The organism is Clostridium chauvoei (assembly GCF_002327185.1).
Lineage (GTDB): Bacteria > Bacillota > Clostridia > Clostridiales > Clostridiaceae > Clostridium > Clostridium chauvoei.
Genome location: NZ_CP018624.1, coordinates 2,640,609 through 2,655,532, shown reverse-complemented (window position 1 = coordinate 2,655,532; position 14,924 = coordinate 2,640,609). Strand labels below are relative to the sequence as shown.

The window sequence follows — 14,924 nt, the reverse complement described above, 5'->3', positions numbered from 1 at the left end:
TTAGAGGTGAAGAAATGAGTTTTTCAAGACTGATGACTTTTGGCTTTGGTATAGTATTTATAATAATACTATATTTCATAATTTACTATGCTCTAAAAATTATGTACAAGGATGTTAAAAGTGGTGGAAAAAGGAAACAAGCTTCAGGTAAGAAAAATTATGGAATAGAGGTTTTGAAATCAGGAGATAATTCAAATATTGAAGAAGGAACCCTATATTTATTAAGAGCTCCAATAACAATAGGAAGAAGAGATGGAAATACAGTTCAATTAACTGAACCATATGTTTCAGGAAATCATGCGAAGCTTATTGTTAAAAATAATGAAGTATTTATTGAAGACTTGAATAGTACAAATGGAGTTTTCGTTAACGATGAGCAAATAGACGGAAGCTTTAAATTAAGACCTAACGATAAGATAAGAATAGGAAGTGCAATTTTTAAGGTTATAAGATCAGATAAAAAATAGAGGTGAAGTTATGAAGAGTGCTTTAAAATTAGAGAAGAGAGTTCTTAAACTAATTTATCTACTATGTATACTTCTTTTTACTAACCTAGCCTTGTTAAAAAAACCATTTGATTACAAAGCACTTGGAATGGGAGTAGTACTATGCATAATTATAGGATACTCTCATTATGTAATAAGAAAGTTTTATCCTGATGGAGATAAGTTTATGTTGATTTTCTCCAGTATTTTAGCAGTAGTAGGGATAGCGGTAATATATAGAATAAACCATGCAGAAGCAATGAAACAGCTTATGTGGGTTGTTATTGGAATAATTGCTTATATTACAATAGTAGTTGTATTGCCAGATTTAAAGAGCTTTGCAAAGTATAAAAGAATATATATGATCTTAACACTGATTCTTATGCCTATGGCATTAATATTCGGTAAAGAAATATATGGAGCTAAGAACTGGGTTTATATAGCAGGTTTTGGATTTCAACCTTCAGAATTTGGTAAGATAGCTTTAGTTTTATACTTAGCATCAGCTTTAATGAATTATGAAAGCAAAAAGAATTTAAAAGAAGAATTTAAACAACTTATAGAGCCAGCACTAATAGCTATGTATTCATTAGCTTGTATGGTTCTTCAAACAGATTTAGGATCAGTATTAATTTTCTTTGGTATATCAGTAACTATGTTATACATAGCAACCTCAAAGAAAAAATATGTATTTACTTGTTTAGGCTTATCTGCAATAGGTGCAGTAGGAGCTTATGGAATGTTTTCACACGTAAGAAACAGAGTTATGATATGGTTAGATCCTTGGAGTCATGCTACTGATGAAGGTATGCAAATAGTACAAGGATTATATGCTATAGCATCCGGTGGACTATTTGGTGTTGGATTAGGAAAAGGCTATCCAGAATTTATACCAGTAAATACAAGTGATTTTATTTTTGCAGTTATATGTGAAGAGTTTGGAACAATTTTTGCTGTAGGAATTATGATTATATATTTCTTATTATTCTATAGAGGAATAAGAGCAGCTTTTGTTACAAATGAAAAGTTTAGTCAATTATCAGCTGTAGGTTTTAGTACAATGATAGCTTGTCAAACTTTAGTTATAATAGGTGGTATTTTTAAAGTAATACCACTAACAGGAATAACTTTACCACTTATCAGTTATGGTGGTAGTTCCATGATAACTATATTCTTTACATTAGGAATATTGCAGAAAATTTCAGAGGAGGCATAGTATATGAATGATTTAGCAAAAAGCGTTAGAAATGTTATGGTTGTATTCCTTTTTTGCTTTATAGGATTAATATCATATATGGCCTACTTCCAGATATTTAAAGGTCCAGGTATTGCCGAAGATCCTAAAAACGTAAGACTTTGGGCAAAAAGAAATGAAGTTTTAAGAGGAACTATTTATGATAGAAACGGTGAACCTTTAACAAAGAGCAAAAGAGTAGACACATTAACACAAGATAGAGAATATCTTTATGGAGATCTTTATGTTCATGCATTAGGATATGTTGACGAAAGATATGGACTTACAGGATTAGAAGAAGAATTTGATAATGAGCTTTCAAGTTACAATACTTTTTCAAATGGAATTAGAAATTTATTTAAGGACTTTAACCTAAAAAGTGCTTTTGAAAATAGAGATAAAGAACAGGATAAAAAGGTTGGTAATGGATTAGTAACTACTTTAGATTATAATATTCAAAAGGTAGCTTATGATGCATTAGGCGATAGAAAGGGATCAGTTGTAGCTTTAAATCCTAAAACAGGAGAAATATTAGCAATGGTTTCAAAACCAACTTATGATCCAGCTAACTTGGAGCAAGCTATAAAGGATGCAAATGCAGGTGTAGATGAAGAAAATAAGCTTTTAAATAGAGCTACTAATGGTATTTATCCACCAGGATCAGTATTTAAAACAATAACATTATCTAGTGCTATTGAAAATAATCCTTCAGTAACAGGAAGAATATTTAATGATACTGGTAAAATAACATTTGCAGATGGATCAACATTAAACAACTATATGCATCAAGCACATGGAAACATTGATTTAAGAAGAGCATATAGAGTTTCTAGTAATGTAGTATTTGGTACGTTAGCAATGGAGCTTGGAAATGAAAAATTAAAAGCAACTGCAGAGAAATTTGGTTTTAATTCAAGAATTCCAGGTGTTGGAGTATCAATGTCAATAAGCCAATTCCCTACTTTAGAATCATATGAAGAAGGGAATATAGCACAAAGTGGTATTGGGCAAGGAAGTGTTGTAGTAACACCAATGCAAATGGCAATAATGGCAGCAACGGTAGCTAATGATGGAGTTCTTATGGAACCTAAGTTAGTTAATAAAGTTGTTGATAAAGATGGAAATAACGTTAAAGAAATTCCAAATAAAGTTTTAAAAGAAGATGTAATTCCTAAAGATGTAGCAGAAACTGTTAAAGGATATATGGGATATTTAGTAGAAAATAACTTATATAGATGGCCTGCTTTTGAAGGAACAAATGCTGGAGCTAAAACAGGTACAGCAGATTATAAGTTACCTGATGGGACTGATGCAATTCCTCATGGTTGGTTTATAACAGCAGCACCATTAGATAATCCTAAAGTAGCAGTAGCTGTAATTGTTGAAAATGGTGAAAATGGTGCAGGAACAGCAGCAGAAATAGCATCACAAGTAGTAAGAATGGCAGTTTTAGGAGAATAATTAAAAAATTTAAAAGAAATCTTAAAAGAGTACTAAGGCATACTTAGTACTCTATTTTTTTTAAAGATAAACACTTTTATTTTACAAAAACATATATTAAAAGTAGGAATTTCTTTTGAAATTTTTCGAAAAAAAGGGTAAATAACAAACTTTTGAGGATAAGAGGGGAAATAAAATAATGTTTAGAGTAAAACCATTAGGCGTTGAGGGATGCTTCGTTATTACACCATCTATATCAATGAACAATACATGTGATCTTATAAAGGTATTTAATGATATTCAATTTAACATCTATGGACTGAGTACAGAATTCAAAGAAGAATATTATGCAATTGCAAAGCCAGGTGCTTTAAGAGGAATGCATTTTCAAGCACCACCAGAAGCACATGACAAATTAGTAACATGTATAAAAGGAGAAATACAAGATGTAGTTGTAGATTTAAGAAAAGACTCAAAAACTTTTGGAAAATATGCTATGGTAGATTTAAATGAAACAAATAAAGAATTATTGTATATTCCAAAAGGATGTGCTCATGGATACTATATTAAAGGTGATAAAGAGGCTTTAATTTTTTATAAAGTAACTAAACCGTTTATTCCAGAGTATAGAGGGGGAATTCATTGGAGTTCATTAAATATACCATGGGATTTTCAAGGCGATATATCAGTTGAAGAGGAAGATGAAAACTTTCCAAGATTTGAAGATTTTCAGTCACCATTTTAAAGTTTAAAATATATGTAAGTTAGTTATACAATAAGGGCTTTGTTAAAACACAAAGCCCTTATTGTATTAATCCACAAATGTGATAAAATTTACTTTATAAACTGTGGATAAAGGAAAAAGGGTGGTGATAAAATGTTTGATTTTGAGTATCATCTAAAAAATTTACCAGAAAAACCTGGTGTATATATAATGAAAAATAATTTAGGTGAAATTATTTATGTAGGTAAGGCAAAGATATTAAAGAATAGAGTAAAAAGTTATTTTCAAAATTCTAAAAATCACTCAGAAAAAGTTAGAGTTTTAGTTAAGAATATATCAGAATTTGAATACATAGTTACAGATAGTGAAATGGAGGCATTAATTTTAGAATGTAATCTAATAAAAAAATATAGTCCTAAATATAATATTTTGTTAAAGGATGATAAGTTTTACCCTTTTATAAAGATTACTAATAATGATGATTACCCGAGGGTATTTGTAACAAGAAAATATGCAAAGGATGGAAGTAAATATTTTGGCCCATATACAAATAGTACAGTTGTATATGAAACTATGAATTTAATAAATAAGTTATTTCCACTTAGAACATGTAAGCTTTCAATTAAAGAAAATGGAGAAAAGATTAGGCCATGTCTTAATTATCATATAAAAAAATGCTTAGGACCTTGTGCAGGCCATGCAACTAAAGAAGAATACAAAAAAATGATTGATGATATTATTGATATTCTTAATGGAAAAGATAAAACTATAAAAAATCAATTAAAGGCTAACATGGAAGAAGCTGCTATGAATTTAGAATTTGAAAAGGCAGCTAGTCTTAGAGATAAGATATTAGCAATTGAAGCGATAGCTGAAAAGCAAAAAATATTTAAGACTATGGAAGGTGATGAAGATTTCATTAACATATTCCAAGACGAAAAAGATAGTTGTATTCAAGTGTTTTTTTCAAGAGAAGGGAAAATAACAGGAAGAGAACATTTTATATTTGAAAATACCGTAAATGAGAGTATTGGAGAAATTTTAGGAGAGTTTATAACATCATTTTATGGAGGTACAGCAAAGGTTCCAAAGACTATATTTGTACCAGAAATAGAAGATTTAGATTTAATAGAAGAATTTCTAAATATAAAGAGGGGTTCTAAAGTGTGGATCAAGATACCACAAAAAGGGCAAAAAAGAGATATGCTAGAAATGGTTAAAAGCAATGCCCAAATAACTTTAGAAAAATTCAAAGATAAATTCCTTCAAGAAAGGGAGATAAATAGGATTTCACTTTTAGAATTGAAGGAAGCTTTAGAACTAGAAGAAACACCTTTTAGAATAGAAGCATATGATATATCAAATATACAAGGTGTGGATTCTGTTGGGACTATGGTTGTTTTTGAAGAAGGAAGAGCAAAAAATAGTGATTATAGAAGATTTAGAATAAAATCTGTAAAGGGTGCTAATGATTATGATAGTATGAGAGAAATTTTAGAAAGAAGATTTACTCATGGGCTTGAAGAAATAAAGCAGATTCAGGAAAGAAGTTTAAAGTTTTCTTCAGGTAAATTTTCAAGTTTTCCAGACCTTATAATGATGGATGGAGGGAAAGGGCAAGTAAATGTTGCTTTAGAGGTACTGAAAAAGTTAAATATAAATATACCTGTATGTGGACTTGTAAAAGACGATAAACATCAAACTAGAGGAATTATATTTAATAATGATGAGATTATAATTAATAGACACTCAAATCTAATGCAAATGATAAGAAGAATTCAAGATGAAGTACATAGATTTGCTATTACTTATCATAGAAGTCTTAGGGATAAAAGAACATTACATTCTATATTAGAAGACATTCCAAATATAGGAGAAAAAAGACGAAGAAATTTACTTATGAAGTTTGGTAGTGTTGAAAATATAAAAAATGCTAAACTTGAAGAATTATTAGATACAGAAAGCATAGATAAAAAAGCGGCCCAAAGTATAATAGATTATTTTAATAAATAAGTTACAATATTGTAAAAGATAATAATTTATATTTAAATGGGTTGTTTAATAGAAATTTTTAATTTATACTAGGAAAAGATATTACTACGTTTTTTAAGGAGTTTGTGATGAATCAATATAAAGGTTTTGTAGATTTATTTAAAGAATTTTATGATGAAGAGAGTTTAAAATTAGATGCACCTATGAAAGAGTATGTTCATTTTAGAGTAGGTGGACCGGCAGATATATTAGTAATACCTAATAACAAAGAACAGGTAATAAAAACAATTGAAGTTTGCAGAAAAAACAATATACCTTTTTACGTAGTTGGAAATGGTTCAAATTTATTAGTTAAAGATGGCGGAATAAGAGGCGTTGTTATAAAACTTGGAAATGTAAAAAATATAAATGTAACAGATAACAAGGTTGAAGCAGAGTGTGGAGCTATGTTAAAAGATGTTTCTAATTCAGCATTAGAAAATTCTTTAACTGGTTTTGAGTTTGCTTGTGGAATTCCAGGAACTGTGGGTGGCGCAGTATTTATGAATGCAGGTGCATATAATGGAGAAATATCAAATGTTATAGAATCAGCAGATGTTATAGATACTGAAGGCAATGTTTTAACACTTTCACATGAAGAGTTAGAGTTAGGTTATAGATCATCAATTGTTATGAAAAAAGGATATATAGTTTTATCAGCCACATTCAGTTTAGAAAAAGGCGATGGAGCTAACATAAAAGAAAGAGTTGATGATTTAACTTTTAAAAGAGAATCTAAGCAACCATTAGAATATCCATCAGCAGGAAGTACATTTAAGAGACCAGAAGGATATTTTGCAGGAAAGTTAATTGAAGATGCAGGTTTAAAGGGTTTTACTCTTGGTGGAGCTGCTGTATCTAAAAAACATTCAGGTTTTGTTATAAATAAAGGTGGAGCTACAGCTAAGGATATATTAGATTTAATACACCATATTCAAGCAGAAGTAAAGAAACAGTTTGGAGTAGAATTACATCCAGAAGTTAGAATTATAGGTGAAGATTAATACAATTAAAATAAAAAGTATTTGAAAGATATTTAGGACTTAATTAATTAGGTCCTATTTTTTATGTGTAATTAAATAAAAACCTCAAATTATTAAATGCAAATTGTAAATTAAAGTAAGGTAATATATAATTGTAGTATTAATAAAATTGGAGAGTGATGGTAAACCTATTCATGAATATTTATTAAAGCATGGGTATATTATAAGACCAGGGTTTCTTTTAGGAATACCAGGATGGATAAGAGTAAGTATAGGAATAGAAGAAGACAACAGAGAATTTTGTGAATTATTATTTAGAGCAATGGAAGAACGAGATTCGAAAATGTGATATAATTTAATTATAAAGAACAGTACAAACGATAGTGTAAAGTTTCGTATGAAAAAATAGCTTATGGCTAATTTGGAATAATAGTTAAAAATATCTTTATAATATCTAAGAAAATTTTAAAATTGAATATGCTAAAAAGACCTTCGGTAACGGAGGCAAAAACTTAATCAATATTTGATTTTATGATTTATCAAGAAGTTTGTGATTCTTGCATATGTAATATGGTTTGTTGACCGAGACTGATAAGAATTTGCCACTTTGCAGACATATTGTCAATACCATCTAGTTGCTTTAATTCGTTTAAAGGACGCCAGTAATTGTAAGGATGCGGGCGTAAGAAGTTGTAATAAGCAACCCAAAGGGAGAAGCCATAAAGAGCACCTTCATCACTTCCATAACCACAGGTACCCCTGTAGGAAGATTTAAAGGTACGGTTTAAACGCTCTACAACTTGCTTAACCCAACGAAATTCTTCAGATACTGGATCATCGTTAGTAAGTCCGATAACTTGAGTTAGATTAAATTCTTTATTTTTTTCTAATTCAAATTGTTGCTTCGCTAACGGATATGAACTGTAACCATCGGCAACGAAGTTTAAAGCTTTTCCAGGGAAGTCTTTAAACTTATCAAAAGCCATACGCATTGCTAGTATACAAGGGCCAGTATTTCTTGTATCAGATACTTGATAACCTAGAATAGACCTTTTACAAGCATCCATTACAATCCAGACATAATGCTTAATGCCTTTTACTTTTATATAAGTTTCATCGGCAGAAAGTATTTTAGAGGGTTTGTAATCAAAGGTATCAACAAACGGCTTAATAACAGCAGCTGCTGTTAGAGCATAATTAGCAACAGTTCTATGTGAAATTTTTATTCCATGAACTTCTTTTAAAACATGAGCTGTTTGTCTTGTAGACATTTTACAATTAACGTGATAAGTCAAGCATAGTCCCATTATATGCGGGCTAAACTTCTTAAAACTAAATCCGGTAGCATGTTTTGATATTGGATATAGATCCATTTTAAAGAAGTTAATATTAAATTCACGATATATGTAATGAAGCTTATACTTGTATTTATCACAAGGATCAATATTCTTTGGAAGATTCTTAAGATTTCTTTGATAGTATAAGCATTTAGAATTATTGCATTTATGTATTTTAAAGTGCTTGCGTTGCTTTTGTTCCGTAAGCGTAGCACCGCAATAAGGACATATAAATACTATTGGTTTAGTTGTGTGATTAGTTTCTTTAAATGTAAGACCACAAACTTTACATTGAAACTGTCCTTTACTGCCATTGTTATCGTATATATATTCATGTGGTGCACCACACTTAGGACATTTAGTTTTTTTAGGGATAGACTTCCCGTTCCGTCTTTGGACGGGTTTTACGGTCTTGTTATATTTATGTTTGTAATAAGCTAAAAGTAATATATAGTCTACCTTTTCAAATCTAATAATTGTGGGTAGCTTATCTACTTTGAATTTTTGGTATTCTGGACTATTAGAATCATCAAATATCATCTGGTTAAGTGGAATATGTTTTGAGATGAATAAAAGTAATTGACCGATAATGGCAATTAAATATTGATTATAAGTAATTAAATAAGTTATAATTGAATCCATAATAACGACATCCTTTCATGTGTGATTTTGTTTGGTTAGAGATTCAATTTTAACATGAAATTAGGGGGTCGTTATTTTTTTATACAAAAAAACTGGCGAAACCTTGATATATAAAGATTTAAAAAGAAAAGTAGTGTAAAAAACTTTACACTAACGTACAAACAAGGGAGGGCAACATATGAGATTTATAATAGTTACAGGATTATCAGGAGCAGGTAAAACAGAAGCTACAAGAAGTTTAGAAGATATGGGATATTTCTGTGTAGATAACCTTCCACCAAAATTAATACCAAAATTTGCAGAAGCATGTGTTCAAAGTCAAGGAAAGATAGATAAAGTAGCACTAGTTATAGATATTAGAGGTGGAATATTCTTTGATGATTTATTCGAAAGCTTAAATTATTTAAAAGATCAAGAATTTAAATATGAAATATTATTTTTAGATTCATCAGATGAGGTTTTAGTTAAAAGATTCAAAGAGACAAGAAGAAGTCATCCGTTATCACCAGGAAGTAGAGTTATTACTGGGATAACAGAAGAAAGAAATAAATTAAGAGAAGTAAAAGATAGAGCAGATATAATAATAGATACATCTAAATATGCAATAAGAGATTTAAGAGAAGAAATGAATAAAAACTATGGAGATGCAGAACAACCAGAAAAGCAACTTTCTGTAACTGTATTAAGTTTTGGATTTAAATATGGTATTCCAGTAGATTCAGATTTGGTATTTGATGTTAGATTTATACCAAATCCATTCTATATTCCAGAGTTAAAACCATATTCAGGAAATGATGAGCCTGTTAAAGATTATGTATTAAAGCAACAAGAAACAGTAGAATTTGTAAGTAAGTCAATAGATATGTTAGACTTTTTAATTCCAAATTATAAGAAAGAAGGAAAGAGACAGCTTATTATATCTGTAGGATGCACAGGTGGAAGACATAGGTCAGTTGCCATTGCAAATGCAATTTATGAAAAGCTATCAGAAAAGAACTATAATGTATCTGTAGAACATAGGGACATCAGAGAAGATGTTCATCAGGGAGCTAAAAAACTGTGAAGATTAAAGATTGGTTAAGGCCAGGGGTAAGAGTCAAACGTTGGTTTTTCTTTGGAATCTTTGGAATCTTATTAATTGCATTTGGATTTACGGAATTAGTAAACCATAGAATTTACGATATTTATTATAAGTTATTTTATATTTTCTTAAATATTACAGGAATATTTGTTATTTATGTTTCAGTAGCAGAAGGAATGAAGTCTATAATAGCCCTTACTAACAAAGGGTATATAAAATTATCATTAGATAGTAGAAAGATGGAAAGTCTTATTTACGAAAAGAGACTTTTAGTTAAAGGGCCTAAAATAGTAGTTGTAGGTGGTGGAACAGGACTGTCTACAATGCTTAGAGGACTTAAATATTATACATCAAATATTACAGCGATAGTTACAGTAGCTGATGATGGTGGTGGGTCAGGAGACCTAAGAGAAGATCTTGGAATGTTGCCTCCAGGAGATATAAGAAACTGTATTTTAGCATTAGCAGATACAGAACCATTAATGGAAGAATTACTTCAATATAGATTTCCAGATGGAAGACTTAAAAATCAAAGCTTTGGTAATTTATTTTTAGCTGCAATGGATGGAGTAAGTGATAACTTTGAAGATGCAGTTCAAAAAATGAGTTCAGTATTAGCTGTTACAGGAAAAGTTTTACCTGTAACCTTAGATGATATGAAGCTTGTAGCTGAATTAGAAAACGGTAATAAAATAGAAGGTGAATCTTTAATACCAAAAGAATCTCTGGAACAAAATTCAAGAATAAAGAGACTTATGATTGAACCAAAGGATGCGAGGCCACTAGAAGATGCTCTAAAAGCTATAAGAGAAGCAGATGCTATAGTTTTAGGGCCAGGAAGTTTATATACAAGTGTAATACCTAATCTTTTAGTAAAAGATATTGCAGATACTATTAAGAAAAGTGATGCAATAAAAATATATATATCTAATATAATGACTCAACCAGGAGAAACTCATGGCTTTAAGGCTTCAGATCATATAAAAGTATTAAAAAAGCATGCTGGTAAGAATATAGTAGATTATGTTGTAGCTAATAGAGAAGGAATACCAGAAGACATAAAAGCTAAGTATCTAGAGGATAACTCAGAATTAGTTGAGTTAGATAAAAAAGAGTTAAAGGCTTTAGGTGTAGAAGTAGTAGAAGCTTCATTAGTAAAAATAGAAAAGAAATATGTAAAACATGATGCAGAACATTTAGCAGAAGTTTTAGTTGATACAATAATGGAAAAGAAGCTTTTATATGATAGAAAGAAAATTATTGAATATATGTATCTATCACAACGTATAAAAGAAAAAGAAGAAAAAAATAAAAGAAAGAATAATCAAAGTTAAATGAAGATATTTAAGGTATATAGTTATAAGGCTATGTACCTTTTTTGTATTTTTTTAGTTAATAAAGGCTAATTAAATAAATTTATAGAAAAGTTATGGAAAAATATGATATATTTATTATATATTAGCGAAAAAGTAGTATTGTATATAAAAATTAAAGCTGGGGTGAAATATGAATATATTAATAGTTGAAGATATAGAAGAGCAAAGAGAAGCTTTAAAGAAAATAATACAAGAAGAATTTGAAGATATTACCGTTTATTCAGTAAAATCTTTGAAAAAGGCAATGGAAATAATAAATAAAGAAAATATAGATTTATTTTTACTAGATGTCAATCTAGTAGATGGGACAGGAATAGAATTAGCTGAGAAAATAAGAGTTAAACCTGGATATAAATTAACACCAATAGTATTTGTAACTATAGAGGCAAATAGAATGTTAGATGCTTTCAAAAATATTCATTGCTATGATTTCTTATTAAAGCCATATGAAAAAGAAGAAATAATAAATATAGTAAGCACTTTCTTAAAAGCAAAGAATGATGCTAAAGAAAACGATAATCCATCTAGTATTTTTAATATCTCATCTAAAATATCAGTAAAAATTTATCATAAAGATATAATATTTATAGAGTATTATTTAAGAAAATGTAGAATCCATACCATAAAAGGAAAATACGAAGTTAAGGTAAATGGATTAGCAAAGATTATTGAAGAAATTAACTTTAAAGATATAGTACAATCCCATAAATCTTATGCAATAAATTTAAATTATATAGATAAGATAGAAAAGGTATATCCAAAGCTTTGGAATATTTATTTTAATAATTATAAAGAAGCTGCAAAACTTGGGTATAAATATAAAAATAATATATACATAAAGGCAAATTAAAAAATGATTATAATAATTTTTTTAGAAATATTAATTTCTTTATTACTTTATAATATTCTAATTAATAAAAGTATCTTGAAAAATATAGTAAAAAATATAACATTAGCATTACTAAGTTGTTTACTTTTTAAATTACTTTATATTTTTCTTCACTTTATCTTTTTTAAATTATTAAACTATTCGGCTTTACAATTTAATCATTTAATAGTAGAGTTTAGCATTATAACAAGTATTTTAGTTATAATAAGCTTTCATTATTATAAAACCTCTTATAGATTAGTTGTACAAAAAAAGAATTTAGAAATAAATACGTATTCTAATATTGTTTTAGAAGAGCTTATAGAGAGTATTAAAGTAAATGAACATGAATATAAAAACCACTTAAATACTTTATATTCCATTATAGAAGTAGAGGATAGTAAAGAAGAGATAAAATCAAAAGTTAGAAAATACATTGGAGATATAAAAGATACCAGTAAAATAGCAGGCATTTTAAATATAAAAAATACAATTATTAAAGCTATTATATATAATAAAATATTAGAGTGTAATAACTTTGGAATAAATTTTAGCTATAAGATAAAGGGTGATTTTAAAGATAACTTAGAAGATTGGGAGTTAAATATAGTTTTAACTAATTTATTAAATAATGCTATTGATGAAGTTAAGAAATTAGAAAATAAAGATATAGAAGTAGTATTAGACGATAATATTATTGAAGTTAGAAATTCTATTGAAAATTTAGAAATAAAGGAAATCAAAGGCTTTTTTAAAAAGGGATTTTCTAAAAAAGGGCAAAATAGAGGCTATGGGTTATTTAATGTCATGAAAATAATTAAAAAGAATAAAGGTGAAATTAACATAACTTTAGAAGATAATTATTTAATCATTAAAATAATCTTCTAAATATTCTTTTCATGTAGGATTATATCCACTTTGTACATTATCTATTGATAATTTACTAATTGAGAAGTAATATCTATTATGATTAGCCTTATGGGTGAATAAATAAGTTGGTTTTAGGGGAATCACTTATAAATAGGGGAGGATGGATATTATGGAAAATGATCAAAAAATTAAACTTGGAGCTGGAATATGGACAATCTCTATTCTACATTTTATAGGAATTGCATTTAGTATTATTGGAACTATAATGAGTCTATTATTTAAAGATGCTATTAACGAGCAAATGATGACTTTAGGTGAAGGGGCAGTACCACAAGTTTCACAAATGGAAATAATTATAGGTTTAGTATTTACAATATTAATGTTAGTATCTGTAATCTTAATTTTAAGAAGAAAAGCAGTAGGAGTATATTGTTATTTCGGTACAATAATATTAAGAGTTATATTTAGTCTTATAACTGTAGAGTCTAAATTAGGAATTTTATTTATATTAATATTACCAGTATTAATGGCTATATTTATTTATATAAAAAAAGAAGTATATGGATTTGGAACTGCTTCAGCAGAATAATTGAATTTCAATTATAGCCTATGTTTGTTTTCTTAAAAAGATAATTCTTATTTAAGTTAATAAATATAGGCTTTTTATAAATAAAATTAAACGAGGTGTTATAGTGAAAGGTAAAAAATTAACTTCAAAAAATAAAAAGATAATTATTAGTATTAGTTTTATAATTGCCGTAGGAGTTATTTCAGCATTAGGATATAAAATTAAAGTTAATCAAAATAATACAAAAAGTACAGTAGAGAATGTAGCAGATAAATTCGAGGTTACTGGAGAAAATGGATTAAAGTTTAAAGGTATAAGTGTTATCAGTAAAGAACAAAGAGTTGGCATGGACAAGACACTAGGTGATATAGAGAGTGTAAATGTTTCAAATAAACAAGAAGTTTCAGAAGGAGATGTACTTTTTACATATTCAAATCCAGCAATTTCAGAAGAAGTGGCAGGAGTAGAAAGACAAATAGCTTCAGCTAATGAAAAAATCAATAGAAGTAATGGAAAAAGAACAGAATTTAATAATGAAATAGAAGAATATAAAAATCAATTAAATGCAGTTAAGAGTAAAAAACAAGGAGAAGCTACACCAGAGTTAGAGGCAAAGGAAATGGAGCTTACTCAAAAGCTTCAAGCAGCACAAGCTAAAATAGAGGCAGAAGATGCAGCAATAGAAACTTTAAAAGATAGTTCAGCTGATTTAGAAAAACAAAAGGAAGCTTTATCATCAAAACAAAAGAAAGTTATTAAGGCTGAGATTAATGGTGTTGTTTATATAAATGAAAAGGGATTAACAGATCCAACAGTAGAGTATATGAGAGTAGTATCAAAGGAACCTTTAATTAAAGCAGAAGTTTCAGAATTTGATGTAGAAGGATTAAAGGTTGATAGTGAAGTTCAGATAAAAGTAGTAAGTAATGGAGATATAGTTAAGGGTAAAATATCTACTATAGATGAATTACCAACAGTATCAGTAGATGGAAAGACTACAGCATATAACTTCTATGTTAAACCAGAAAAGGCAATAAGAGTTGGCTTTAGTGTTGAAGTAAAGGTAAAAGAGGATAGTATCCAAATACCAAAGGATTATGTTTATGAACAAGATTCTAAATTATATGTAGCAAAGTCTAAAGATGATGATAAGGAAGATCCATTTGAAAAGATAGAAATAAAAGCAGAATTAAAAGGGGATAATTATAGTTTAATTGATGGAGATATTACTTTAGGGGATAAATTAATGAAGAATCCTTCTGATATTTTTAAGGGGGATAATTAA

14 protein-coding genes are annotated in these 14,924 nt (G+C 28.5%); 13 read left to right on the top strand and 1 reads right to left on the bottom strand.

What is annotated here, in order from left to right; all coding sequences use genetic code 11:
• The first annotated feature begins 14 nt into the window (after positions 1-14).
• The 7 genes from BTM21_RS12470 to BTM21_RS12440 all read left to right on the top strand — a co-directional run bounded on the left by BTM21_RS12470 (position 15) and on the right by BTM21_RS12440 (position 7,246).
• A complete protein-coding gene (locus BTM21_RS12470; protein WP_079481898.1) occupies positions 15-467 on the top strand; it encodes an FHA domain-containing protein in 453 nt (150 codons plus the stop codon).
• A gap of 10 nt (positions 468-477) precedes the next feature.
• A complete protein-coding gene (locus tag BTM21_RS12465) occupies positions 478-1,701 on the top strand; it encodes an FtsW/RodA/SpoVE family cell cycle protein (protein WP_079481688.1) in 1,224 nt (407 codons plus the stop codon).
• Between the two features lie 3 nt (positions 1,702-1,704).
• Entirely contained in the window at positions 1,705-3,180 is a 1,476-nt protein-coding gene (locus BTM21_RS12460) for a peptidoglycan D,D-transpeptidase FtsI family protein (protein WP_021874609.1), read from the top strand.
• A 178-nt stretch (positions 3,181-3,358) separates the two neighbouring features.
• Positions 3,359-3,904, top strand: a complete 546-nt coding sequence (locus BTM21_RS12455; protein ID WP_021874608.1) for a dTDP-4-dehydrorhamnose 3,5-epimerase family protein — start codon at positions 3,359-3,361, stop codon at positions 3,902-3,904.
• Between the two features lie 132 nt (positions 3,905-4,036).
• Positions 4,037-5,896: an excinuclease ABC subunit UvrC gene (gene uvrC / locus BTM21_RS12450; RefSeq protein WP_021874607.1), complete on the top strand. Its 1,860-nt coding sequence runs from the start codon at positions 4,037-4,039 to the stop codon at positions 5,894-5,896.
• A 107-nt stretch (positions 5,897-6,003) separates the two neighbouring features.
• The gene (gene murB / locus BTM21_RS12445; protein WP_021874606.1) at positions 6,004-6,918 is read left to right on the top strand and encodes a UDP-N-acetylmuramate dehydrogenase; all 915 of its coding nucleotides are present in this window, start codon (positions 6,004-6,006) and stop codon (positions 6,916-6,918) included.
• A gap of 148 nt (positions 6,919-7,066) precedes the next feature.
• Positions 7,067-7,246, top strand: a complete 180-nt coding sequence (locus BTM21_RS12440; protein WP_021874605.1) for a histidinol-phosphate aminotransferase — start codon at positions 7,067-7,069, stop codon at positions 7,244-7,246.
• A 190-nt stretch (positions 7,247-7,436) separates the two neighbouring features.
• On the opposite strand, the gene BTM21_RS12435 is transcribed toward BTM21_RS12440, so the two are convergent.
• Entirely contained in the window at positions 7,437-8,876 is a 1,440-nt protein-coding gene (locus BTM21_RS12435; RefSeq protein WP_079481687.1) for a DDE-type integrase/transposase/recombinase, read from the bottom strand.
• 178 nt (positions 8,877-9,054) lie between these two features.
• Here BTM21_RS12435 and rapZ point away from each other — a divergent pair, with 178 nt between their 5' ends.
• The 6 genes from rapZ (at position 9,055) to BTM21_RS12405 (ending at position 14,924) form a co-directional block, all read left to right on the top strand.
• The gene (gene rapZ / locus BTM21_RS12430; RefSeq protein ID WP_021874604.1) at positions 9,055-9,939 is read left to right on the top strand and encodes an RNase adapter RapZ; all 885 of its coding nucleotides are present in this window, start codon (positions 9,055-9,057) and stop codon (positions 9,937-9,939) included.
• Positions 9,936-11,291, top strand: coding sequence for a gluconeogenesis factor YvcK family protein (locus BTM21_RS12425; protein ID WP_079481686.1), 1,356 nt, complete (start codon positions 9,936-9,938; stop codon positions 11,289-11,291). Before rapZ ends, BTM21_RS12425 begins: the two co-directional genes overlap by 4 nt.
• 172 nt (positions 11,292-11,463) lie before the next feature.
• Positions 11,464-12,183, top strand: a complete 720-nt coding sequence (locus BTM21_RS12420; RefSeq protein WP_021874602.1) for a LytR/AlgR family response regulator transcription factor — start codon at positions 11,464-11,466, stop codon at positions 12,181-12,183.
• Between the two features lie 3 nt (positions 12,184-12,186).
• Positions 12,187-13,089: a sensor histidine kinase gene (locus tag BTM21_RS12415; protein WP_079481685.1), complete on the top strand. Its 903-nt coding sequence runs from the start codon at positions 12,187-12,189 to the stop codon at positions 13,087-13,089.
• 151 nt (positions 13,090-13,240) lie between these two features.
• Positions 13,241-13,660: a hypothetical protein gene (locus BTM21_RS12410; protein WP_079481684.1), complete on the top strand. Its 420-nt coding sequence runs from the start codon at positions 13,241-13,243 to the stop codon at positions 13,658-13,660.
• Positions 13,661-13,763: 103 nt separating this feature from the next.
• Positions 13,764-14,924: an efflux RND transporter periplasmic adaptor subunit gene (locus BTM21_RS12405; RefSeq protein WP_021874599.1), complete on the top strand. Its 1,161-nt coding sequence runs from the start codon at positions 13,764-13,766 to the stop codon at positions 14,922-14,924.